The organism is Chromobacterium sp. CV08 (assembly GCF_051129845.1).
Classification (GTDB): domain Bacteria; phylum Pseudomonadota; class Gammaproteobacteria; order Burkholderiales; family Chromobacteriaceae; genus Chromobacterium.
This window is the reverse complement of sequence record NZ_CP150453.1, coordinates 3,962,983-3,982,229: the sequence shown is the minus strand read 5'-3', so window position 1 is coordinate 3,982,229 and position 19,247 is coordinate 3,962,983. Positions and strand designations below refer to the sequence as shown.

The 19,247-nt window shown below is 63.2% G+C and carries 31 protein-coding genes; 4 read left to right on the top strand and 27 right to left on the bottom strand.

Annotation, left to right across the window (positions count from 1 at the left end; all coding sequences use genetic code 11):
• Nucleotides 1-13: 13 nt before the first annotated feature.
• From WNM05_RS18170 to WNM05_RS18160, 3 genes are all read right to left on the bottom strand, one after another.
• Complete coding sequence (locus WNM05_RS18170) at nt 14-211, bottom strand: hypothetical protein (protein ID WP_434629494.1); 198 nt, start codon at nt 209-211, stop codon at nt 14-16.
• 98 nt (nt 212-309) lie between these two features.
• Nucleotides 310-537, bottom strand: a complete 228-nt coding sequence (locus WNM05_RS18165; RefSeq protein WP_434629492.1) for an ogr/Delta-like zinc finger family protein — start codon at nt 535-537, stop codon at nt 310-312.
• 2 nt (nt 538-539) lie between these two features.
• Nucleotides 540-986 (bottom strand): YmfL family putative regulatory protein, encoded by a 447-nt coding sequence (locus WNM05_RS18160; RefSeq protein ID WP_434629490.1) that lies wholly within the window; start codon nt 984-986, stop codon nt 540-542.
• A 381-nt stretch (nt 987-1,367) separates the two neighbouring features.
• Here WNM05_RS18160 and WNM05_RS18155 point away from each other — a divergent pair, with 381 nt between their 5' ends.
• Both WNM05_RS18155 and WNM05_RS18150 read left to right on the top strand, forming a co-directional pair.
• On the top strand, nt 1,368-1,706 hold the full coding sequence (locus WNM05_RS18155) for a helix-turn-helix domain-containing protein (RefSeq protein ID WP_434629487.1): 339 nt from the start codon (nt 1,368-1,370) through the stop codon (nt 1,704-1,706).
• Nucleotides 1,707-1,834: 128 nt separating this feature from the next.
• The gene (locus tag WNM05_RS18150) at nt 1,835-2,311 is read left to right on the top strand and encodes an Ltp family lipoprotein (protein WP_434629484.1); all 477 of its coding nucleotides are present in this window, start codon (nt 1,835-1,837) and stop codon (nt 2,309-2,311) included.
• Nucleotides 2,312-2,439: 128 nt separating this feature from the next.
• On the opposite strand, the gene WNM05_RS18145 is transcribed toward WNM05_RS18150, so the two are convergent.
• From WNM05_RS18145 to WNM05_RS18105, 9 genes are all read right to left on the bottom strand, one after another.
• A complete protein-coding gene (locus WNM05_RS18145; protein WP_434629482.1) occupies nt 2,440-2,859 on the bottom strand; it encodes a type II toxin-antitoxin system HicB family antitoxin in 420 nt (139 codons plus the stop codon).
• Between the two features lie 62 nt (nt 2,860-2,921).
• On the bottom strand, nt 2,922-3,104 hold the full coding sequence (locus WNM05_RS18140) for a type II toxin-antitoxin system HicA family toxin (protein WP_434629480.1): 183 nt from the start codon (nt 3,102-3,104) through the stop codon (nt 2,922-2,924).
• Between the two features lie 116 nt (nt 3,105-3,220).
• Entirely contained in the window at nt 3,221-4,438 is a 1,218-nt protein-coding gene (locus tag WNM05_RS18135) for a phage late control D family protein (RefSeq protein WP_434629477.1), read from the bottom strand.
• A complete protein-coding gene (locus WNM05_RS18130; RefSeq protein WP_434629474.1) occupies nt 4,435-4,896 on the bottom strand; it encodes a phage tail protein in 462 nt (153 codons plus the stop codon). Before WNM05_RS18130 ends, WNM05_RS18135 begins: the two co-directional genes overlap by 4 nt.
• On the bottom strand, nt 4,896-7,727 hold the full coding sequence (locus WNM05_RS18125; protein ID WP_434629471.1) for a phage tail tape measure protein: 2,832 nt from the start codon (nt 7,725-7,727) through the stop codon (nt 4,896-4,898). The genes WNM05_RS18130 and WNM05_RS18125 overlap by 1 nt, the downstream gene beginning before the upstream one ends.
• Nucleotides 7,724-7,924: a GpE family phage tail protein gene (locus WNM05_RS18120; RefSeq protein ID WP_434629469.1), complete on the bottom strand. Its 201-nt coding sequence runs from the start codon at nt 7,922-7,924 to the stop codon at nt 7,724-7,726. Before WNM05_RS18120 ends, WNM05_RS18125 begins: the two co-directional genes overlap by 4 nt.
• Nucleotides 7,852-8,148: a phage tail assembly protein gene (locus WNM05_RS18115; RefSeq protein ID WP_434629466.1), complete on the bottom strand. Its 297-nt coding sequence runs from the start codon at nt 8,146-8,148 to the stop codon at nt 7,852-7,854. The genes WNM05_RS18120 and WNM05_RS18115 overlap by 73 nt, the downstream gene beginning before the upstream one ends.
• 52 nt (nt 8,149-8,200) lie before the next feature.
• Complete coding sequence (locus WNM05_RS18110; RefSeq protein ID WP_434629464.1) at nt 8,201-8,713, bottom strand: phage major tail tube protein; 513 nt, start codon at nt 8,711-8,713, stop codon at nt 8,201-8,203.
• 9 nt (nt 8,714-8,722) lie between these two features.
• The gene (locus tag WNM05_RS18105) at nt 8,723-9,895 is read right to left on the bottom strand and encodes a phage tail sheath protein (RefSeq protein ID WP_434629461.1); all 1,173 of its coding nucleotides are present in this window, start codon (nt 9,893-9,895) and stop codon (nt 8,723-8,725) included.
• 126 nt (nt 9,896-10,021) lie between these two features.
• Here WNM05_RS18105 and WNM05_RS18100 point away from each other — a divergent pair, with 126 nt between their 5' ends.
• Entirely contained in the window at nt 10,022-10,447 is a 426-nt protein-coding gene (locus WNM05_RS18100; protein WP_434629458.1) for a helix-turn-helix transcriptional regulator, read from the top strand.
• Nucleotides 10,448-10,532: 85 nt separating this feature from the next.
• Nucleotides 10,533-10,730 carry a hypothetical protein gene (locus WNM05_RS18095; protein WP_434629456.1) on the top strand — a complete coding sequence of 66 codons (198 nt, stop codon included), beginning with the start codon at nt 10,533-10,535 and terminating at the stop codon, nt 10,728-10,730.
• 30 nt (nt 10,731-10,760) lie between these two features.
• Here WNM05_RS18095 and WNM05_RS18090 read toward each other — a convergent pair whose 3' ends face one another.
• The 15 genes from WNM05_RS18090 to WNM05_RS18020 form a co-directional block, all read right to left on the bottom strand.
• A complete protein-coding gene (locus tag WNM05_RS18090) occupies nt 10,761-11,336 on the bottom strand; it encodes a tail fiber assembly protein (RefSeq protein WP_434629454.1) in 576 nt (191 codons plus the stop codon).
• Nucleotides 11,337-11,352: 16 nt separating this feature from the next.
• A complete protein-coding gene (locus tag WNM05_RS18085) occupies nt 11,353-12,711 on the bottom strand; it encodes a tail fiber protein (RefSeq protein WP_434629452.1) in 1,359 nt (452 codons plus the stop codon).
• The gene (locus WNM05_RS18080) at nt 12,712-13,272 is read right to left on the bottom strand and encodes a phage tail protein I (RefSeq protein ID WP_434629450.1); all 561 of its coding nucleotides are present in this window, start codon (nt 13,270-13,272) and stop codon (nt 12,712-12,714) included. It abuts the gene before it with no gap.
• Nucleotides 13,269-14,159 carry a baseplate assembly protein gene (locus WNM05_RS18075; RefSeq protein ID WP_434629448.1) on the bottom strand — a complete coding sequence of 297 codons (891 nt, stop codon included), beginning with the start codon at nt 14,157-14,159 and terminating at the stop codon, nt 13,269-13,271. Before WNM05_RS18075 ends, WNM05_RS18080 begins: the two co-directional genes overlap by 4 nt.
• A gap of 4 nt (nt 14,160-14,163) precedes the next feature.
• Nucleotides 14,164-14,520: a GPW/gp25 family protein gene (locus WNM05_RS18070; RefSeq protein ID WP_434629446.1), complete on the bottom strand. Its 357-nt coding sequence runs from the start codon at nt 14,518-14,520 to the stop codon at nt 14,164-14,166.
• Nucleotides 14,517-15,188, bottom strand: a complete 672-nt coding sequence (locus WNM05_RS18065; RefSeq protein WP_434629444.1) for a phage baseplate assembly protein V — start codon at nt 15,186-15,188, stop codon at nt 14,517-14,519. Before WNM05_RS18065 ends, WNM05_RS18070 begins: the two co-directional genes overlap by 4 nt.
• Nucleotides 15,189-15,344: 156 nt before the next feature.
• Nucleotides 15,345-15,494 (bottom strand): hypothetical protein, encoded by a 150-nt coding sequence (locus WNM05_RS18060; RefSeq protein ID WP_434629442.1) that lies wholly within the window; start codon nt 15,492-15,494, stop codon nt 15,345-15,347.
• A gap of 299 nt (nt 15,495-15,793) precedes the next feature.
• A complete protein-coding gene (locus tag WNM05_RS18055) occupies nt 15,794-15,958 on the bottom strand; it encodes a hypothetical protein (protein ID WP_434629439.1) in 165 nt (54 codons plus the stop codon).
• Nucleotides 15,959-16,127: 169 nt separating this feature from the next.
• The gene (locus WNM05_RS18050; RefSeq protein ID WP_434629437.1) at nt 16,128-16,574 is read right to left on the bottom strand and encodes a phage virion morphogenesis protein; all 447 of its coding nucleotides are present in this window, start codon (nt 16,572-16,574) and stop codon (nt 16,128-16,130) included.
• Nucleotides 16,571-17,029: a phage tail protein gene (locus WNM05_RS18045; protein ID WP_434629435.1), complete on the bottom strand. Its 459-nt coding sequence runs from the start codon at nt 17,027-17,029 to the stop codon at nt 16,571-16,573. The genes WNM05_RS18050 and WNM05_RS18045 overlap by 4 nt, the downstream gene beginning before the upstream one ends.
• Nucleotides 17,013-17,225 (bottom strand): TraR/DksA family transcriptional regulator, encoded by a 213-nt coding sequence (locus WNM05_RS18040; protein WP_434629433.1) that lies wholly within the window; start codon nt 17,223-17,225, stop codon nt 17,013-17,015. The genes WNM05_RS18045 and WNM05_RS18040 overlap by 17 nt, the downstream gene beginning before the upstream one ends.
• On the bottom strand, nt 17,218-17,481 hold the full coding sequence (gene lysC, locus WNM05_RS18035) for an Rz1-like lysis system protein LysC (RefSeq protein ID WP_434629430.1): 264 nt from the start codon (nt 17,479-17,481) through the stop codon (nt 17,218-17,220). Before lysC ends, WNM05_RS18040 begins: the two co-directional genes overlap by 8 nt.
• 306 nt (nt 17,482-17,787) lie before the next feature.
• Nucleotides 17,788-18,576 (bottom strand): N-acetylmuramidase domain-containing protein, encoded by a 789-nt coding sequence (locus tag WNM05_RS18030; RefSeq protein WP_434629428.1) that lies wholly within the window; start codon nt 18,574-18,576, stop codon nt 17,788-17,790.
• Nucleotides 18,567-18,878, bottom strand: coding sequence for a phage holin family protein (locus WNM05_RS18025; protein ID WP_434629425.1), 312 nt, complete (start codon nt 18,876-18,878; stop codon nt 18,567-18,569). Before WNM05_RS18025 ends, WNM05_RS18030 begins: the two co-directional genes overlap by 10 nt.
• On the bottom strand, nt 18,875-19,243 hold the full coding sequence (locus tag WNM05_RS18020; RefSeq protein WP_434629423.1) for a putative holin: 369 nt from the start codon (nt 19,241-19,243) through the stop codon (nt 18,875-18,877). Before WNM05_RS18020 ends, WNM05_RS18025 begins: the two co-directional genes overlap by 4 nt.
• Between the last annotated feature and the right edge of the window lie 4 nt (nt 19,244-19,247).

The following is a 19,247-nucleotide window of genomic DNA, read 5'->3' as shown; positions in this document are numbered from 1 at the left end:
TTGGCCTTTCCGATCAGTGCAGCGGGATGTATTGGGCGATGACCACCAGGGCCAACAGCAAGCCGGAGATGACGCCGGCGCGGGCGCGGCGGCGCTCGGCCGGCAGGTGACCGCAGGAGTAGCAGCCGCAGCCGCTGGGAAAGCGCACGTAGCGCATTTTGTGGATGCGCGGCGCGGTGGCCTGGCGCGGGGCTTGGTCGGGCTGGTGCATGGCGTTCTCCTTGGCGGTGCTGCGTTTTTTTGGGCGTAACAAGCCCCCCCCCTCGCACTGCGCGGTGCGATTTTTCAATGAGAGAGGGAGGGGTAGGCTTAGCCTGTCAGGCCGGGTAAGTCCAACTGCCGTTCGTCGACTGGCGTTCGTACGTCATAGGTTTTGCGCTTGAACTCCACCGGGTACGACTCGGCGTAGGTTTTGAACGGTTTGCCGCAGTTCACGTAGTCGGTGCACTGGTAGTAGGTTTCGCGGACGGTCTCCGTGAGCATTCGGCTGGTGCGAACGTAGGAGACAAAGCCGCAGTGCATGCAGGGATAGGCCATGATCAGCTCCGGCAGAACACTTGAAAGGTAAGGTGGTTCATCTGCGTCACCTTGGCGCAAATGGCATCGCGGATAGCCTCCAGGCGCTGGCGCTCACGCTTATCGACTTCGCCGTCGCGGGTGGCTTCGCGCCACTCGCGCGCCAGGCGGCCCACTTCGTCCACCAGCTCCATGTAGACGCGCTGGATTTCCGCATCGTCCACCGTGCTGACATCCGGCAGCGGCACGAACACGCCGCCAGTCTCCGCCGCCACGGCCTCCGCGAAGACCGCCGATCCGCTAAAGGCCTGCATCTGCATTGCCTCATGCACGCTCACCGACTGGCCCTTGCGCTCATATACACGGTTTTCCAGGCCATCTTTGCTGAAGCCCAGAGCCGCCGCCATGGCTGCCCATCCGCCCGGCATGGCCTTGCACATCGCTTGATATGCGGTTCTCAGTCTGTCCATTGCTGCTCCTATCCACCAAGTGGCGGCTGGTTCGGTGGTTATGCGGCAAGCGCTTTCAAGGTATCGTTTGCCCACTCGGTTAAACCGCGCTGAGCTAAAAAGGTAGGGAGACCGACCAAGTAAATTTCGCGGCCCAACTTACTTTCAGAGATACCCAGCAAGGCCTTCAACCTGTCGAATAGCAGGCGCTCTAGAGGGAGCAAGCGCATCTGAACTGCTTTGCACTTGGAGACGCCGCGAGGTCCGTAGACCTGACGAGCCGTCTGTGCGCTGGTGGCCATATGCGTTACCATCCATCTGAAATCTGAATTGCTTTGCATCGTACATCTGAAATTTGAATGTTGCAACACAATTCCATCTGAAATCGGATGGGTTGGCGCAATGTGCGAGGAAAAATTGAATATTGGCGATCGACTTCGAGAGGAAAGAATCCGCCTCGGCTATACGCAGCAAGATGGCGCAAAGCTCGCCGATGTTGGCTATACGACCTACATGGCCTATGAGGCGGGGCGCAGCTATCCCAATGCGGAGTCGCTGAATCTCCTGCATTTGAATGGCTTTGATGTCCTGTACGTTGTGACAGGCGTTCGGAATGAGGCAGCACTTTCCAACGAGGACAGCAGTTTGTTGGCCGCGCTCAACCAGACCGATGAGCGCGGCCGGGCGACGGCCATCGCCGCACTTCGCGGCGCACTAGACGCATACCACCGCTTCGCCTAATCCACCTAACACAGCATAAAGCCCGGCACATGCGCCGGGCTTTTTTATTTGTGATTCACTTTTGTGTTAGCATTTGCTTTTGTCATTTTTATTTCAATTAGAACTAAATTGCATCGGAGCGTGATGATATGAAAGCCTTGAAATGGATAGGCATAGCCTTTGTGGCCCTGGTGGTACTGGGTGCCATGTTCGGCGGCAAGCCCGACAAAGCGGTCGCGAAGGACGAGCAGGCCGCCGCTGCGCCAGCACCTGCCGCTGCCGCGCCGGCTGAAGATTCCCCTGCGGCCAGCGATTTGACCGCGCCTCAGCGCAACGCAGTCAGAACTGCGAAACAGTACTTGAGCATGCAAGGGTTTTCACGGACAGGGCTTATTCGACAACTCTCGTCCGATGCCGGTGACGGCTACAACGTTGCCGACGCCACGGCCGCAGTCGATAGTCTGAATGTTGATTGGAACCTGGAAGCGGAGAAGTCGGCCAAGCAGTATCTCAGCATGCAAGGCTTCTCATGCAAAGGCCTCATCCAGCAGCTCTCCTCAAGCGCGGGAGAAGGGTACACCTCAAGCCAAGCACGGCACGGAGCAACGCAGGCGGGAGCTTGCTGAGTAACCTTGACGAACGCGCATGCATTCGTAGCTGAGCCGCTGTACGACCACTATCGGCAATACAGAAGCCAAAAATAAGCGCCTCCAACGAGAGGCGCTTTTCATTCAAGCCGATCAAAGAGAGGAGGCTAGGCAGTTTCTGCCTGCTTATCCTTGTTGATCAACTCCAGAGCCGCACGGGCGAGGAAGCCGGATCGAGTGTCGTGATGACGCTCCACGTAGCGGTCCACCTGAGTTAAAACGAAGCTGGGCCAGCTGACATTGAAGCGTTCTGGCTTGGCGCTCATCTTGGCTAAATCGACTTCAACGTACGCCCACATGGCGCCTGCGTAATCAGAATTGGCTTGCAGCTCTTCGATGGCAGTTTGGGTTAGGTCGGGTTCTTCGCCCAGCTCCAGCAAGGTTTCGATATGGCCAAGGATGGCTTCCTTGGTGTTCTCGATGGCTTCCATGACGGTATCGCCCCAGGAGTGGCAACCAGGCACATCCGGGACGGTGACGCCATACACGGAACCTTCGTCCTTATGAATGGCAATCGGGAATAACATTTCTCGCTCCTGCGAAGCTTGTATGTACCGTGTACATACAAGTAGGGTCTAAAAAACCGGCCTTATTTCAGGCCGGCTTGCTTCAACACGCTGTTTACGGTACCAATCGGCAAGTCTCCCTTGGGGTGGGGCACCGTGACCAACCCCCTTTTTTCAGGGTGGTGGTAGTGGTGGTGGCTGCCTTTAACTCGCTTCAACACCCATCCGTCCTCTTCCACTCTCTTGATTAGTTCATCACTTCTCATAGCCTCCTCTCTCTGTAGGTGTGTGTATTTTTACACACAAAAAGAGAGTTGGCAATGGTGGTGTGTACTTATGTGTATAAAACACTATGGCAGTCATTACGTCAACCTGACATTGTTCAACCTGCTACATCCTCCAGCCGCACCTCCAGCTCCAGCGCGGTGGTGTAGCCGCCGTCGCCCAACTGGTGAGAGACTTTCTTCAGCACCCAGCCGGTGGCATCGATGACAGGCTTGAATCCCTGCACCTGGGCGGGCAGCTCCGGGAACAACTCCGGCCGGCCCTCGGCCAGGGTGATTGAGAATTCCGCGACGCCGCGCTGCAGCTTCTGCCATGCGGCTTTTGCGCCCTGGGTGGCGGTGGCCTCGCTGACGTATACATGGCGCAGCACCTTGATGTTTTCGCTGCTGGGCTCGATGCCCTTGGCCTGAATAGCGGTCAGCTTGGTGCGTTTGCTTTTGCGTCCCAGCTTGGTTACGGTGGCGCGGCGCTCGAACTTGGTGTCCTTGTTGACGATGACTTCGCCCTTCTTTGCGCCGCGCGTATCGTGCCAGTAGGCTTTGACCGCGGTGTAGGCGTTGCGGTCGGCCACGTTGAAGCGGTGATTGTCGCCGGTGGCGCGGGTGATCAGGCAGGCAGGGAAGGGGCGGCCGGTGACGGTTTCGGCGTCGCCGGCTTTGCAGAAGATCAACCGGCCCTGTTTGACGGTTGCGACGGCGTCGTAACGCTCGGCCAAGCGGGTGAGCAGGTTGGCGTCGCTCTCGCTGGTCTGGTCGATGTGGTCGATGGGCTTGGCGGCTAGCCAGGAGGGAATGGCCGGCTTCAGGCCGTTGGCCTTGGCGATGGCGGTGACGATGCCGCCGACCGTGGTTTTGTGCCAGCTCTTCTCGCGCTTGGTGGCGATGCCGGCGCGCAGGTCGGTGGCGCGGGCGCGGAGGGTGAGCGTGTCCGGCGTGCCAGTATGCTCGACCTCGTCGACGAGGTACGAACCCTTGTCCACCAACGCGCCGCCAGCCCAACCCAGCGCCAGGGTGACGGTGACGCCGCGTTCCGGGATGTCTAGCCGGCCGTCCGCATCGTCCAGCACGATATCCAGCTGGTCGGCCTCGAACCCTCGATTGTCGGTCAGCGTCAGGCTGATCAGCCGCGGCTCGATGTTGGATGTGATGTCCTTGCCGGCCAGCACCAGGCGGAAGGCGGGCCGTCGCGGTTGCGACAGGCCGCCGCCCAGCATGCCCAGCGCGCCGCCGATCATGCCGCCCACGCTGTCGGCCACGCCGCCCACCATGCCGGCGCCCTGCTGGTAGAGGTCCGTCGCGTCGTCCAGCAGGCTCATGCTTTCACCATCTCCAGCACGCCACGGGTGAGGGTGCCCAGCATGTCCAGCAAGCTGTCGTCGGTGCGCTTCAGAGACAGGGTGAAATCGATGGAGCGGGCCTTGCCGTCGCTGAAAAAGTCCTGCCGGCTGACATCCAGCAATTCCACCACGTAAAACCCGTATATCGTCCCAGTCCCCTCGATCAACGGCCAGGCCTGGCCCTGATCCGCCATCAGCTTGAGAAGAGACAGCGAGGTATCGCCGCCGGTCAGCTCCGGCAGCAGGCGGCCGGACAGGGTGAAACACTCCTCATCCACGCCCAGGAACTGGTACGCCGGCCGGCGGCCGACGCGGCTATTGCTCGGCCAGCGCCAGGCGTATTTCTGCTTGAAATCCTGATAGGGTAGGGTGTCCATCATGAAGACGAACAGCCCCAGCGCCATCATCGGCATTTTGATCGGCCCCAGGCTCAGCATCAGTCGAAGTCTCCCAAACGTGATTTGCGCGCGGCGGCCTGCTTGCTGGCGGCTTGCGCCAGCGCCTGCTCTACCTGGCGGCGCACCAGGGCGGCCAGTTGCCGCTCATCCATGCCGGGCGCGGCGTGGACAGCGATATTGATGACGGGTTGAACCACGGCGGCCGGCGCGCTAGCGGACAGCGGCGGCCGGGAGTCCAGCCTGCCGGCCATGGTCGGCCCGGCAGTGAGCGCGACGCCGGCGCCGGCGGCGATCAGCCCCTTCGCAGTGTTGCGCATGCTGGATAGCGGGCCGGCCTGGCCTTTGTCCAGACCCTGCTCCAGCCCGGCCATGGTGTCGCCGCCCAGCTGGGCCATGACGCGAGAAGGAGAATGGATGTCGAGCGCTGATTTCAGAGCAGCGATCATGGTGTCGCCTATGCCGCCCAGGGCATCCCGCAGTGCCGTTAATCGGCTCATCACGCCACCGATCAGTCCGTCTATCGCCATCCGCCCCAGCTCTGCCAAGCGCGCGCCCAGGCCTCCCAGGAATCCCGTGATGGCATCCCAATGCGTGATGACGATGCCGGGTAGGGTCCAATTCACGAACCAGTCCGCTATCGCCTTGCCGGCGCCAGTCGCCTTGGCGCTGATCCAGTCCCAGACGACTTGCGTCGCGGCCTTGATCAGATCCCAGTGCTTGATGACGAGGCCGGCCGGGGTCCAGTTGATGAACCAGTCGGTAATCGCACCGCCGGCGGCGGCTATGATGCCCTTGAGCTTGCCCCATAGCGCCTCGGTGATTTTGCAGATGTCTTCCCAATGGCGGACGATGAAGCCTACAGGTGTCCAGTTCATCAGGTAGCTGGTGATCCAGTCGCAGGCAGCAGAAAACACCACCTTGACGCCCTCCCAGAGCGCGGCGAATTTGGGACCGATCCAGTCCCAATTTCTCCAGATCAGGTACGCGGCGGCAGCGATGGCCGTAACAGCCAGGCCAACGGGGTTCGCCAAGAAGATGCGGCCGATCCACATGAATGTCTTGCCGACCGCGCCCAAGGCGCCGCCAAGGCGGGCGAGAATGCCGACTCCGCCACCCGCGGTCGTCGCCAGCACGCCCAGGCTTAAACGAACAATGGCCATCGGCCCCAACACTGCGGCAATCGCCAGCCCCAGCGCTCCCACGACGGCAAGCAGCGCCGATACCGCTGCAGTGATCTTGACCAGCGTAGCCGCCAATTCAGGATTGGCCTTGGTCCAGCTTGATATGCTTTGAAGCACATCGGCAGCGCCCGCCATGATGTCCAGCAGCGGCTGGCGCATAGCCTGCCCCAATTCCGCCGACTGGTTGAAAAGCCGGTTATTCGTCATGCCTCCTTGCGCCGACAGGGTGTCATTGCGCGCGTCGCCCTCGCGCTGCATGCTGCCCTTGGCCTTGGCATCCTCGACCAGCTGCAGCTGCTTGCGGTATTCGCCTAGGTTGTCCGCCAGCTTGGCGGCGTCGTCGCCGTACTCCTTGCCGAACAAGTCCACCATGACGCCCATGCGCCGGGTTTGCGGGATCTTGTTGAGCGCCGCCAACACTTTGAGGATGGTTCCGGTGGTATCTCGCGCCATTTGCGCTTCTACCTGCTTGGCATTCAGACCCAACTCTTTCAGCCCGCGCTGGAATCGCTTCGGCTGCTTGGTTGCAATTTGCAGCTCACGCACCATGGCTTTGCTGGCCGTGGCGGCGATTTCAGCCGATGCGCCCAGGGACAGGAACGTGCTACCCAGGGCGGCGGCCTGCTTGTAGTCCATATTGCCGACGTTGCCGGCGATGCGCTGCATCACGTTGATGATGTCGGCGCCCTTGGACTGCGCATTGTCGTCCAGGTAGTTGATGACGTCGCCCAGCTCGCCAATGCGCTTGATCGGGACTTTGTAGACGTTGGCGATTTTGCCCATGTCTTCGGACAACTGGTCGGCCGGCAGGTCAAATGCCGTCGCCGCCAGGGCTGAGACGCGCGCAAACTCCAGCAGGTTTTCCTTGCCTTGCACACCCATCCGCGCGCCACCCTCCACCAGCGCCGCAATCTCGGTGGTGGCCATCGGAATATGCGTAGCCATTGCCTTGATGGCGTCGCCCATCTGGTAATAAGTGGCCGACAGCTTGCCATTGCTGTCGCGCGCGCCATCGACCTGGCGGGCCACGCCCAACATGGCGTCTTCAAATTTGCTGAAGTCCCCCACCATCTTGAACACAGGCGCGCCAATTGCAGCCCCGGTGGCGACGGTGGCGGCGCCACCTCCGGTGATCTTGTCGCGCATTTCGAGCTGGCGGCCATATCGCTGGTGGACCTCAGACAGCTGCCGCTGCTTACGGGCCACCCGATCTAGCTGCGCCTGGCGCTCGCTGAGTTGGCGATTTGTGGCGTCCAGGCGCGATGCAAGCGATGCCTCAGCAGCGGACAGCTGGCGGGTGTCTATCCCCTCTTTCTGTAACGCGGCGGCGGCGGCGCGAGCCCCGTCTAGGCGCTTGCGGTGGGCAATGTTGAGCTTGTCGACGGCGCGCTCGGCGGCGGCGTACTCGCGGGACAGTGCGAGGCTGGCGCCGCCGGTCTGCTCCATTTTCCGGCGAACATCCTCCAGGCGCTGCTTGGCGCCTTGCAGCGCCTGGCCGGTGTCCCGGCTCTCTTTCGCGAGTCGACGGAAGGTGTCGATGCCGCCTTGCGTGGCCTGCAGCTGCTTGAGCTGGTCGCGGCTTTCCTTTACTGCGCGCGCCAGCTCCTTGTTGCCGGCCATGGCCTGCTTGAGCGGCCGCGTCATTCTGTCCACGGCCGCAAGGATGACTTCCAGCTTGAGCTTGCTCATTCGTCGGCGCTACCTGATCTGAGGCGGGCCGCTTCGCGCCAGTCTGCCAGCTCGGTCAGAGACATGCCGTCAAATGCGCTGGGCGGCCAATGAAAAATGGTGGCGATGTCGGCGATGGCGTCGTCTACGCCGCCGGGAATTGGGCTTCTTGCCTGTCCGATTTCCTCAACAAAAAACTGGCCACCGTAGACGCGCATTGCAGCATGTCCGCCGGGTCCATGCGCGCCACCTCTTCGGCGATAAGCGACGGCGAGCTGATGCGCGGCAACAGCTTGATGACGGCGTCCACGTCCAGTTGCAACACGTCGGTCAGCTTGAGGCCGCGCAGCTCGCTGGATCTGGGACGGCGCAGCTCGATGGATTCGATCAGGTTCTCACCGCGCTTCAGCGGCGTTTCCAGCTGGATGGTGTTTTCGTTCATGGTGCAGGTTCCTATGCATTGGGGGCGGCCCGCCGGCGGCGGGCGCGGTGGGTTATAAGCCGACGTTGGCGCGGTGCTGGGCGAGGCGGTCCACGCCCATGACCTTGAAAATGTCGTTGACGATGTCGATCTCCATCAGCTCTTTGCCGTCCATCACCTGGCGGTAATAGGTGATATCGGTTTTCACTTTGAATGAGCCGTTTTCGCCGGCCTTGGCTTCGCCTTGGTCCATTTCGTTGTTCCGGCCACCAACGGTGATTTCCACCGCGTGGGCCTGTCCGGTGGCCTCGTTGGCGTAGCTGCCCATCCAGCGCAGCCGGGTGGCATCGTGCTTTTCCGCGCCGAAAGTGGCGATGATTTCGGGGATGGGGCCGTTATAGGTGTGTTCCATCTCCAGTTTCTCGATAGCCTTGAGCAGAGCCACGCTGCCAATCATGCCGGCGCCGGAATACTCCTCGGTCTTCATGGCGATCTTGGGCAGCTTGACCTCCAGGCACTCGGCCGCAAAGCTGCCACCATCGATAAACAGGTTGAATTTGCGCAGGGTGCGCGGCAGTGCTGCCATAGGTTCTCCTTACGCCGCGGCCTTGGCGGCAAAATCCATCAAGTATTCGTCGGTGATTTCCTGCTGGAATTGCAGGCTCTCCAGCGGCGGAACCGGGGTGTATTTGTAGGGGATGCGCAGCTTGCCGTCTTTGAGCGTGTCCTTGCTGTTGAGGTCGTCCGGAAGCCAGGCGCTAAAGCCCAGCAGGTAGCCGTTTTTGACCAGATCCCGGCCTTTGGCATTGATGCCGTCCAGGATGTCGCGGACCAAGACCGGCGTCATCGGCTGGTCCATGGCCCACATGTGCGCATCGGCGATGGTGTCGGCCAGCACCTGGGCGGTGCGGGTGTAGGACTCGAACGCGAACAGCGGATCGGCGCTGCAGGTGCGGTTGCCCCAGAAGCGGAAGCCGTCACGGCGTATCAGCGTGGTGACCGCTTTTTCGTTGAGGTAGCCGGCGTCGGTTGCCGGCTCTTGCAGATCCCAGTAGACATCTTGACTGATACCGGTAACGCCCTGCACTACGACATTGGACAGGGTTTTATGCCAGCCGATGGACTCGTCCAGCGCGGCGCGCAGGCCGGCGGCGCAGGCTGTCACCGGGACGATGGCATCGACCGCGGTGGCGGTGTCGAACGCAAGGAACTGCGGCCAGATCAGCATCAGCTCGCGCTGGCCGAAGTTGGCGCGGTAGGCGGCCACGTCTTCCTTGGTCTTGCAGCCCCAAGCGTAGATGTAGGCGAAGGCGCGCAGCTTGGCGGCCACGGCGGCCAGCTCGGTGGCGACGGGCAAGGTATCCAGGCCGGGCGCTACCAGAATTCGCGGCCGCACGCCGACCCGCTGCTGAGCGGCGAGCAGCGCGCGCAGGCCGGTGTACTGGCCGGCCGGGGTGGTGGTGCCGATAGTCAAGGCGGCCTGTTCGGCATCGTCCTTGCCGGACTTGACGCGCACGACGACGACCAGCGGCTTGGCGTTGTGGTCTATGGCGGTCAGCGCCGACCGCAAGGTGCCCTTACTGCCCGCCTTGCCGATAGCGGCCGTCAGGTCGGTCAGCAGGACGGCCGTATCCAGCGGAAAGGCGGCGGCATCAGCATCGTCCGCGGTGCAGACCATACCGATGACGGCGGTGGAGATGGTGCGAATGGGGCGGGTGCCGTTGCTGACTTCGACAACCCGCACGCCATGATGGAAATCCTGGGGCATAACTCGGTCTCCGGGTGAGGTTCCGAGCATGTTGCAGGCGAAATTCTGTTACGTCGTGTTGCGCTTGTTGTATGAGCGCATGGCACAACCTAGGATGTAAGAATCAGTATTTTTACGTAGATTTTAATGCCATTTCCGATTTCAGCCTTGATCCAGCAGTTTCTGGAACAAGCTGAATCCGGCGATATGCTGTCGTTGTTGTCGATGCTGGAGAAAATAGCCGGGGAGAATGTTCCAGTCCATTTACGCGCCGGGATGGCGGCAGAGGTGAAGCGGCTCCTGGCCGAAGCTGTCGAGCGGGAGGCCGCCCGTACCCGTCTTTTAGGACAGTTGAGCGACGCTGAAGTATCCGTAGTTTTACTTATAGCGGCCGGTAAAAGCTACCGCGCGGCCGCTGGATTACTTGGCGTAACAGAGCGCACAATCCGCGCGCATGTAGAAAGTTCCGTTAGAAAACTGGGCATTACGCCTGAGCCTGGCGATAAGCGAACAGATTCTCGTCTGTTAATAGCACGCATTTTTTTGCCAGACCTTATTCGCCATATTGGCTAAATCGCCAATACGAATCGCATTAAAATTCCATGAAAATACTCATGCGCAATTTTTAGCCAAAATAACAGCCTAACAGGGTGACAATATGCAGAACCGCACCGCCGCCATTACCTTAAATCCACTGATTGGCGAATCGCCGCGCGACACGCTGGAAAACCTCAGCGTCTGCCTGGCCCGGATCGGCCAGACGCTGGCCGACCATCACGATGATCCATCAATTGGAATGATCTCCGCTGCGGCAGTCGCCGCCCTCAAGTTTGAGGCGACGCAGTTCCGCGCATAAAGCCACAGCCCCGCCAGAGCGGGGCTGTTTTCATATTGGGGCGCCCGGAGCTATCGGCCAGTCTGCGCTAGCCAGTTCCGGCCATGCCGTGCTTTGCGGTAAGCGGGACAGGTCGACGCAGTAGCGCCGCCAGGCTGCCAGCGTAACGTGCTCGGCGCTCGTTGCGATACCCAGCTCCACCGCATCCTCCAACGGCCTACGCTCGCCATACGCACTGGTCAGCCGCTGCTGGATCTGGCGCCGGCCCGCGGCATCCAGCTCCGCTCGAGCGGAGTCGGCGTCGATGTTCCAACGGCTGCCGGACCACATCGCATGGGCTGGAGGTTCTAGCTCGGTTGCATCCAGACTCTCCGGGGTATCGCCAATCCTAGGCTGCACCGGCAGAGCCGTTTGCTTGCTCCACAGCGGCACTGCACGCCAATCGGCGCTCAGCGTCCAGCCACCTCGATACACCGCTACCTGCCGAGCTCCTGCCAGCGGAGGCGCCAGCTCAGTGGCAAAGGCCGGTATCAACCAAACCTCGTCGGTGTCCAGCGGCGACAGCGTCGCATCCGCAGTGCCGAGATATTCGCCAGTTTGCGGGTGATAGCTGTAGACGGTTTTCATTTTCACGGGATCCCTTTCAATACTTGATGCATGCATGCAGCGCAACGTTGCGAGGGCGGGTTTCAGCACCGCCGGTTGCCTCGGTGCTCAGCCACCGCTCGTGGCCAACTTGGTCAGCAGTCGGCAGCCGGCCAGCTCCGGCCAGGGTATTGGTGACGTCCCCCCAAATCTGGTGCGTATGTGACTGAATCGACTGGTCCTGCCGCGAGCCGAACACGCGGCCGGGGTCCACGCCTCGGCCGGCATCCCAACTGCGAATGAATTCGCCGCGCAACTCTGGCAGGCAGAACAGGTTGGCCGGGTCAGGATTGGGACGTGCAGGGTCAGGGTTCGGGAACGTGTCGCCGATGGCATCGTACAGCGCTGCATATGTCGTCCGGGAAACATAGGAGCCGTCACAGCGCAACCAGCCCGGCGGGTGATGCTCGCGCCCAAAATACGCAATCTGGCCGGGTGGCACGGCGAGAACCAGCTCGAAGTCGTCGACATGCCGGCGCCAGGTCGACCATACGCCAAGATACCGGGAGCGATACCAGCAACCAGCATCGGCGAACGCCTGATACTGCTGATAGACCATTTCACCCTGTGCGCGCACAAACAGTTGCCCTGCCTGTTGGCACGGCCAGTTCCTCCCGCGCACCGCGTTGTCGTTGGCGGCGGAGTGGTAATATCCGCTTGCAGTTACGGTGTTCAAATCCAGCGGCGCGCCGATGTCCGGTTGCAGCGGCAATGCATCGGCGATGCCATAACCAGCCAGGGTGGCGGCTTTGTCGGCCTTGCTGGCCAACTTTTTGGTCAGGTTGGCCGCAAAGCTGGCGTCATTGTCCAGGGCGGCCGCCAATTCTTGCAGGGTGTCCAAGGCGCCAGGGGCGCCGGCAATGACGTTGCTGATAGCCGCTCGCAGCTCGGCCTTGCTGGCGGCGTCGGTGATGCCGTAGCCCTCCAGCGTGGACGGCCGGCCGGTGGTGATCTTGTTCCAGTCCAGCTCCGGCACGTCCGCCGCTGCCATCTGCCGACCGGCGGTGACTCGTCCCTTGGCATCCACCGTCACCATGCCATATCCGCCAGCAGTGACGCCGGTATTGGCCAGTGTCATCGCTCCACTGGCGTTACCGCTGCCGTCGAAAGTCACGGACCATGTGCCGTCACCCGTCATGGCCAGATTGCGCGGCATGGCCAGGTGCTCGGCGCTTTTGGCTGACAGTACGCCGGCAAGGATGTCGTCTATTTTTTTCTTGAGAAATCCTGTTCGCTCCACCAGCTGCTCCGCCTGGCGGTTCGAGATTCCACCAGGTCCGCCCCTGACGCGGTCGGTCAATTCCAGCTGGTAGACGGGGGTAAACCTCGGCTCAGCCGGTTCTTTCAGGTCTGCCATTTATGCCACTCCGAATGTGTAGCCGCCATCGTATGCGGCCATGTCGTTGTAAATCAGCTCAGCGCCGCTGAAGTCCAACCCCCACAGCAGGCAGCGGGCCGGGGCGATGTCGGCCAGCAGCGCGCGGGCGGCGTTGGCCTGCTCGACGCTCAGCAGCTTGTCGATGCGGACGCGGTACTCCGCCCAGCCGCTCGGGTCGCCATAGCTGGCAAAACCGTCGTAGGCCGCCGCGCCGTCGCAGCGGTAGCCACCAGTCCCTTCATCTATCTGCACTTCGCCAAGGCCCAGATCCCGGAACACCTGGCGCACGGCAGAGAGAGTCCCCTTGCGGCGGTGCACATCGACAGACGATGCGATCAGCGCGCGGCGCTCCTCCTCAGTCCTGGCCGAATCGAATTGTTCGACGCTGCGCTCCCAGGCCAGCCAGGGCAGCAGCGCCGGCGGGCATCGCGCGCTGTCGGCCAGGCCGCGCAATGCGGCCGTGTCGAGGTCCAGCACCAGCATGTCGGCCAGCGCCGCTTCTAGCGGCGTGTGATTGGGCGGTAGGAGGTAGCGGCTCATGCTGGCGTCACCGCGATGGATGCGCAGTCGGGATAGCGGCCGACCTGGCCCAGCACATCGGCGGCCGGGCTGGTGATGGTGACGCGCTCCACGCCGTCTACGTGCAATGCGGCATCTATTGCCGACCGCGGCACGCCGCTACCAATGCGGCGGCGCGCCGCCAGCATCGTGGCCAGGCGCTGCGCGGCGCCGGCCGCGCCGCCGCTGAGCGCTTCGCCGCCTGCTTGATAGACGATGTCGGCGCGGATGTCGAATGGCAGCGGCTCGGCGGCGGCCGTGGTGACGGTGTCGCACAGCGGGCGGATGGTTTCCGCGTTGAGCGCGGCGGCCACGGCATCCAACAGCGCCTGGCTGGCCATGCCGTCTCGGGCCAACAGCCAGACCCGCACCTGGCCCGGCGCCGGGCTATCAATCTCGACGTCGGCCACGTCGGCGGACGCGCTCAGCGCGTGAAATCGGTATGCGCCGCGCGGGCCGCCGCCGGCCAGCCCTTCCAGCGCCATCTGGGCCCGGCAGCGCAGGCGCTCGTCTTTTTCCCATTCCGCCGCGGTCGGCGGCGTGGTCGTGGGGTCGGCCGGTCGTACCAGTAGCCGCCGCACGCCGTAGTCGGCGGCGCGGTGGTCCAGGTCGGATTCCTCCGCAGAGGCGAGCAACAGCGCCTTGGCCGCGTCGTTGATGCGCTGGCGCGCGGTCAATTCGATGTAGGCGGCCAACTGGCTCAGCATTGCCACCGGCTCGCTGTCCAGCTGCAGCGCGGCGGCGATGGCGGCGCGCATGTCTGCCGGCACGCCGGCCAGCAGCCTGGCCTTCTTTTGTTCCAGCAGGGTTTCAAATGCCAGCGGCTCAATGACGGCCGGCGGCGGCAGCGCGGCGAGGTCAATCATCATCGCGTCAGCTCCTGATCGGGATGTCATAGGCCAGCGGCTTGCCGCTGTCGCGCCGGCGGCCGGCTATGTGGATGGTCAGCGCGCCGGCAGCATCGCCCTGGCCCACAATCAGCCGGATGGCGGATAGCTCGATGCGCGGCTCCCAGGCGGCCAGGGCCATGACACTGGCGGCCATGGCTTGCATGCGGGTTCTGCCGTTGAGCGGCTGGTCGATCAGCTCAGGCAGCAGCGAGCCGAATTCGCGGCGCTGGATGCGCGAGCCGCGCGGCGTGGTGAGGATGCGGGCGACGGACTGACGGATGTGGTCGGCGTCGCTGATGGCGCGGCCGGTTTGCGGGTTCATGCCGGTATAGCTGCTCATTGCGGGGTTCCTACATTGCCGCCGTGCGGGTCGGGGTGGGTGTGGCTGTGCAGCGTCACGCCGTTGGACGACAACGCGCCGCCTTGATGGGTGATGTTGCCGGTAATGGTGGTGGACGCGCCGCCGGCGCCGCCCTGGCCGGCCATGCCGGCAAGGTAGCTGAACAGGCCGGAAATGGTGGCCTTGGCTTTGGCCATCACATCGCCCAGCACCGTCAGCCGGCCGTTGATTGTGACGTTGCCGGTGATCAGGGTTTCCGGCACGTCCAGGGTAACGCGCTCGGCGGCCTGAACGGTGGCGGTTTTGGTGCCGCTGACGGTCAGCGCGCCGGTGGCGTGGTTGTAGAGGACGCGGGCGCCGTCGGGGTAGACGCGCAGATGTTCGTCCGGGCTGCCGCTGGGCGCGTCGAACTGGTCGGAGTAGAGCGCCAGCAGCGCGACGCCGCCGGCCGGGTCGCCGCTGGGGCAGAGCAGCACAACCTGCTCGCCCGGCGTCGGCGGCTCCCAATCTCGGGTTTGCCCGGCGCGGCTCGCCCCCCAGGGCATCCAGTTGCTTGTCAGTCCGCCGGATTTCACGCGCACACGGCGCGAGGCGTGATCCACCTCGGCGATGGTGCCGAATCGGATCAGGCTTTCCAGACGGCGGGAGAGGTCGGCGAAGTTTTCCATGCCGGCCAGTTTGCACAGGCCGGCCGGGAGTGTCGCGTTGCGGGTGTTGTGTGGTGCGCACTCACAACCGTGGAGTAGATCAAGATGCCAGCGCCTGATGGCGCCGGCTCAAACCAGTGAATTATGAACGGAACACGAATGGTTTTAATTCTGGCATTACTGGATTATACCAAGCGCCAGCGCGGCCATTATCGAATAGGATGCAATCAAAATAGCCGCAGCGATTTTACGGTAACCAGCTTTTTGAGCGAATATTACCAATGCTGGAGTGAGGATTATTATTAGAATTATGATGCTGGTTTTCATTTGGTTTGATCCGACTATTGCGCGACCATCTCGGCGCACAACAGCATGCCTACGGTTCCTCCAAGACCCATTCCAAAGCTAGCGCCCCCCAGAGCGCCAACGCCGCCAGCATAGAATCCAGCCCATCCGCCAAGAGCGCCACCGACGGTGGAGAATACTCCAATGCATTGGGTTTCTGTCATGTGCTTTCCACCAGTGCACATTTCGATTTCATCAATAGACAGTACCTGCATATCAATTCCTTAATATCAAGCCCCGCACCAATTATGCGGCGGCCAAGTATTACAAAGTATTTACATTTATGCAAATGGTATTAGGTTGGGCTCCGTATGAGGCCTGCCAACCCCCAGCGTCAGCAGTGCCTGACGGTAGATCTCCGGTTCCAATTCGCAGCCAGTTGCCCGCATGCCAAGATTGCGCGCTGCCACCAAGGTGGAGCCGCCGCCGGCGAATGGGGCCAACACCTGGCCGCGGCTGCTGGCGTGTAGAAGTGTGCAAGCCACCGGATGAATACGGTGGATCGGTCAGGATCAGATCGAAGTGATTGGCGGGCAGAGCAGGGAGGAAACGCAGGCAGTCGGCGTTGTGCAGCTGAATGGACATGATACTCCTTGTATTGCGGGTGTTACGGTACTACTTGGCGAGGTAATCTAGCGTTCGCGCCCGGACCAACTCAACATCTTCTTGGCTGAAGCCCAGCAGCTCCCGTGCCGGATATTCCACGTCGCGCGCGATGTGCGGGCTGAAGCGGTCGCGCAGGCCGTACTGGTGGACGCGGGCGATGCGCTCCACCTGGGCAACGAAGGAGACGGCCGCGCCGGCGGCGCTGGCCTCCACCTTCAGCCACTTGGCGGTGCGCAGCTTGGCGAACATCTGGCGGCGCAGCGCGCCTTTCTTCTCGCGCAGCTGCGGCTTGCGCGGCGCGAATGCGATGCCGTCCGGGTTCTGCTGGGCGGCGATGCGCTTTTGCTGGCTCTGTCGTAACTGGCGGGCGATATCGCGGGCCAGGCCGCGGCGGGCGGCCGGCTCCATTTTCTGCAGCAGCGCGCCCAGCTTGGCGTCCAGCCTGGCGATACTCATTCGCGCACCTCATCCACGATGATTTTCCAGTCGCTGACGCCGGCGCCCCCCCATTCCGCCGCCGGCTCGCCCTGATGGGTGGCGCGGATGTTGCCGTCCGGCAGGCGCTCGACGTGCACGGACTCGGACAGCTGCAGGGTGATTTGCAGATCCACCGCATCGGCCTTGATCCAATCCACTTCGAACCGGAATCCCTTTTCACGCAGCTCGGCGTTCTGGATCAGCGGCGGTTCGTTCTCCTCGACCCAAACGCGCAACGGGATGATGACCTGATCCAGATGGCCGGCGTAGTCGAGGATCATCGCCTTCAGGGTGTAGCGGTAGCCGAATGACATGCGGCCCGGCGCGGTGGCGATGCCGCCGTCTTCGACCAGCATCTGCAGCCGGTCGGGGTTGTCGCGCAACTCCGGGAGCGCAGCCTCCAGCGTTGCGCGCAGGCTAGCGGGCTTGATCACGTTCGAAATCCTCTTGGCACTGCACGCAGCGGGTACAGCCGGCGACGATGCGCTGGCGCGCCTCCGGGATGGGCTCGGCGCAGTCTTCGCAGTGGCTCAGGCTGATGCCGGCGGAGAGCCGGTCGAATTGACGGGCGATGGCTTCCTCGCGCTGGCGCTGTTCCAGCGCCTGGGCGCGGTCGTAAAAATCAGTCATGGCGTTGTTGGCATTGAAGGATGCTGTTGATCTGCGCGGCGCAAAACTCAAGCGCCGCCCGGTGCTGCTGCCAGCTCGCGGCCAGCTGGGCGTTGGTTGCCGGCGCCAGCGCCGGCAGCGCGCAGGGCGTCACCGCCGGGCAGCGCGCGGTCAGCAGCCGGCGGGGCGGCGTCGGCTGGGCCGGCGGTGTCGAGCAGGCGGGCAACAGGGCCAGGAATAGCAACGCTACCCCAAGCGGCGGCGTCAGGCGTGGCATGGATGGCGGCCTCCAGTTTCACCGCGGCGGCGGCGTGTTGACGGGATAGTGCGGCCAGCTGGCCGGCCAGCTCTCGGCTGGCGACGGCCTGCAGCTTGATATCGATATCCTGGGCGGCCAGCTGCTCGCCCTGGGCGCGGTTGCGCTCAGCCAGCGCTGCGTTGTCGCGTTGGGCGGCTTCGAGGATTGCAGCCTGGCGCCGCAGATGCTCGTCCTGCTGCCAGAGGGCAAAGCCGGTCAGCAGTGCGGCGGCGATCAGGATGGCGGCCAGGACGCGACGGACAAAGAGGAGTAGGGCGTCGGCGATCATGCGGCCAGCCTTTCCGCCCGCTCGTACGCGGCCCGCAGCTTGGCGTCGTAGAGGTTTTCCTTGTAGGCCGGGCCGTTGTAGAGGCGGGCGACGTCGGCCCATTTCTTGGCTTGCAGCGCCTTCAATAGCGCGGGCTCGGCCAGTACGAAGCGAACGAATGCATCCAGTTGGGCGGGCTCGCCGGATTCCATCGCTTGGCGCCAATCTGAGGCGCTGGCATAGCCCAGGCGTTGCCAGTGATAGCCCATGATCTGGAATGCGCCCCAACTGCAGGACTCGACAGCCACTGCCTCGCCGGCGACGGCGGCCAGGCTGGCGAATCGCGCCCACTCGGCCGCGCCGCCGGCGTAGCCGCCGCGGGCGCTATTGCAGATGGCCGGGTATTGCGCGGCCAGCGCCTCGGCCGGGTCGCCGGCGCGCTGATAGGCGACATGGCGCTCCAACAGGATGACGGGCCGGCCGTCCGGCAGAAAACCGCTGCCGCGGGACTCCACCGCGTTGATGGCCTTGACCACGGACAGGCCGACGCCCAGGCGGTCGGCGGCGGCTTGCAAATCGGCGTCGCCCAGCCGGCGCGTGCCGCGCTGGCCGGCCAGCGCGGCCAGGGTTTTGGGTCCGGCGATACCGTCCACCACCAGGCCGGCGCGGCGTTGGAATTCGGCGACGGCGGCCTCGGTTGCATCGCCATACCAGCCATCGGCGGCGAGCTTGGCTCCGGTGGCGTTGAGCTGGTTTTGAAGCGTCTGCACGTCCAGGCCGTGCGCGCCCTTCTTGATCAAAGCCATTTTTCTTTCCTCAGCAGGATGGCGAGCAGCGACTGGCGCGGGCCGGCGTTGCGGTATAGCTCCACCACGTTGCCGCGCTGGGCGATCAGCGCCAGCACCAGCGCCAGGTTGATGAACAGTTGCGGCAGGTCGGCCAGCTCCGGTCGGCCGAACAGGCGCAGCACCGCCACCGCGTCGGCGGCGACGATGAGCAGGTAAGCCAGCAGGCTGGCCCAGGGGCGGTGCTGGCTGTCGCCGCGCTGGAAGGCGATCAGCACCAGGGCGAGGAGGGTGGCTACGGCGGCATGAGCGAACGCGATCATTTGCCGCCCCCCTTCAGATCGCGCAGGGCGGCGGCCGGATCGTCGGCCTTGCGGATCAGCCACTGCAGCAATTTGACGGCGATGGCGGCGGCCAGCATGGCGCAGACGCCGGGGCTGATTTCGACTATCAGCCAGCGTGTCAGCACGCCGGCCACGCTGACGGCTGCCAGGCAGCCGGCGAAGAAGGACACCAGGAAAAAGCCGGCCTTTTTGCCCAAGCTAAGGCTGTCCGAACTCAGCACGAACACGGCCGCGCCGGCGAACGCGCCCAGCACGATGGCGGCGTCGATGCCCGGCGCCAGCGCCAGGCCGGCGACGGTGGCCAGCGTGGCGCTGGTAGCGGTGCTGCTTACAGGTTCTGCCATGGTG

Excerpts from the sequence above, each read along its gene's own strand:
- WNM05_RS18170 (WP_434629494.1), bottom strand. The coding sequence starts at position 211 with ATGCACCAGCCCGACCAAGCCCCGCGCCAGGCCACCGCGCCGCGCATC.
- WNM05_RS18165 (WP_434629492.1), bottom strand. The coding sequence starts at position 537 with ATGGCCTATCCCTGCATGCACTGCGGCTTTGTCTCCTACGTTCGCACC.
- WNM05_RS18160 (WP_434629490.1), bottom strand. The coding sequence starts at position 986 with ATGGACAGACTGAGAACCGCATATCAAGCGATGTGCAAGGCCATGCCG.
- WNM05_RS18155 (WP_434629487.1), top strand. The coding sequence starts at position 1,368 with ATGTGCGAGGAAAAATTGAATATTGGCGATCGACTTCGAGAGGAAAGA.
- WNM05_RS18150 (WP_434629484.1), top strand. The coding sequence starts at position 1,835 with ATGAAAGCCTTGAAATGGATAGGCATAGCCTTTGTGGCCCTGGTGGTA.
- WNM05_RS18145 (WP_434629482.1), bottom strand. The coding sequence starts at position 2,859 with ATGTTATTCCCGATTGCCATTCATAAGGACGAAGGTTCCGTGTATGGC.
- WNM05_RS18140 (WP_434629480.1), bottom strand. The coding sequence starts at position 3,104 with ATGAGAAGTGATGAACTAATCAAGAGAGTGGAAGAGGACGGATGGGTG.
- WNM05_RS18135 (WP_434629477.1), bottom strand. The coding sequence starts at position 4,438 with ATGAGCCTGCTGGACGACGCGACGGACCTCTACCAGCAGGGCGCCGGC.
- WNM05_RS18130 (WP_434629474.1), bottom strand. The coding sequence starts at position 4,896 with ATGCTGAGCCTGGGGCCGATCAAAATGCCGATGATGGCGCTGGGGCTG.
- WNM05_RS18125 (WP_434629471.1), bottom strand. The coding sequence starts at position 7,727 with ATGAGCAAGCTCAAGCTGGAAGTCATCCTTGCGGCCGTGGACAGAATG.
- WNM05_RS18120 (WP_434629469.1), bottom strand. The coding sequence starts at position 7,924 with ATGCGCGTCTACGGTGGCCAGTTTTTTGTTGAGGAAATCGGACAGGCA.
- WNM05_RS18115 (WP_434629466.1), bottom strand. The coding sequence starts at position 8,148 with ATGAACGAAAACACCATCCAGCTGGAAACGCCGCTGAAGCGCGGTGAG.
- WNM05_RS18110 (WP_434629464.1), bottom strand. The coding sequence starts at position 8,713 with ATGGCAGCACTGCCGCGCACCCTGCGCAAATTCAACCTGTTTATCGAT.
- WNM05_RS18105 (WP_434629461.1), bottom strand. The coding sequence starts at position 9,895 with ATGCCCCAGGATTTCCATCATGGCGTGCGGGTTGTCGAAGTCAGCAAC.
- WNM05_RS18100 (WP_434629458.1), top strand. The coding sequence starts at position 10,022 with ATGCCATTTCCGATTTCAGCCTTGATCCAGCAGTTTCTGGAACAAGCT.
- WNM05_RS18095 (WP_434629456.1), top strand. The coding sequence starts at position 10,533 with ATGCAGAACCGCACCGCCGCCATTACCTTAAATCCACTGATTGGCGAA.
- WNM05_RS18090 (WP_434629454.1), bottom strand. The coding sequence starts at position 11,336 with ATGAAAACCGTCTACAGCTATCACCCGCAAACTGGCGAATATCTCGGC.
- WNM05_RS18085 (WP_434629452.1), bottom strand. The coding sequence starts at position 12,711 with ATGGCAGACCTGAAAGAACCGGCTGAGCCGAGGTTTACCCCCGTCTAC.
- WNM05_RS18080 (WP_434629450.1), bottom strand. The coding sequence starts at position 13,272 with ATGAGCCGCTACCTCCTACCGCCCAATCACACGCCGCTAGAAGCGGCG.
- WNM05_RS18075 (WP_434629448.1), bottom strand. The coding sequence starts at position 14,159 with ATGATGATTGACCTCGCCGCGCTGCCGCCGCCGGCCGTCATTGAGCCG.
- WNM05_RS18070 (WP_434629446.1), bottom strand. The coding sequence starts at position 14,520 with ATGAGCAGCTATACCGGCATGAACCCGCAAACCGGCCGCGCCATCAGC.
- WNM05_RS18065 (WP_434629444.1), bottom strand. The coding sequence starts at position 15,188 with ATGGAAAACTTCGCCGACCTCTCCCGCCGTCTGGAAAGCCTGATCCGA.
- WNM05_RS18060 (WP_434629442.1), bottom strand. The coding sequence starts at position 15,494 with ATGAAAACCAGCATCATAATTCTAATAATAATCCTCACTCCAGCATTG.
- WNM05_RS18050 (WP_434629437.1), bottom strand. The coding sequence starts at position 16,574 with ATGAGTATCGCCAGGCTGGACGCCAAGCTGGGCGCGCTGCTGCAGAAA.
- WNM05_RS18040 (WP_434629433.1), bottom strand. The coding sequence starts at position 17,225 with ATGACTGATTTTTACGACCGCGCCCAGGCGCTGGAACAGCGCCAGCGC.
- lysC (WP_434629430.1), bottom strand. The coding sequence starts at position 17,481 with ATGCCACGCCTGACGCCGCCGCTTGGGGTAGCGTTGCTATTCCTGGCC.
- WNM05_RS18030 (WP_434629428.1), bottom strand. The coding sequence starts at position 18,576 with ATGGCTTTGATCAAGAAGGGCGCGCACGGCCTGGACGTGCAGACGCTT.
- WNM05_RS18025 (WP_434629425.1), bottom strand. The coding sequence starts at position 18,878 with ATGATCGCGTTCGCTCATGCCGCCGTAGCCACCCTCCTCGCCCTGGTG.
- WNM05_RS18020 (WP_434629423.1), bottom strand. The coding sequence starts at position 19,243 with ATGGCAGAACCTGTAAGCAGCACCGCTACCAGCGCCACGCTGGCCACC.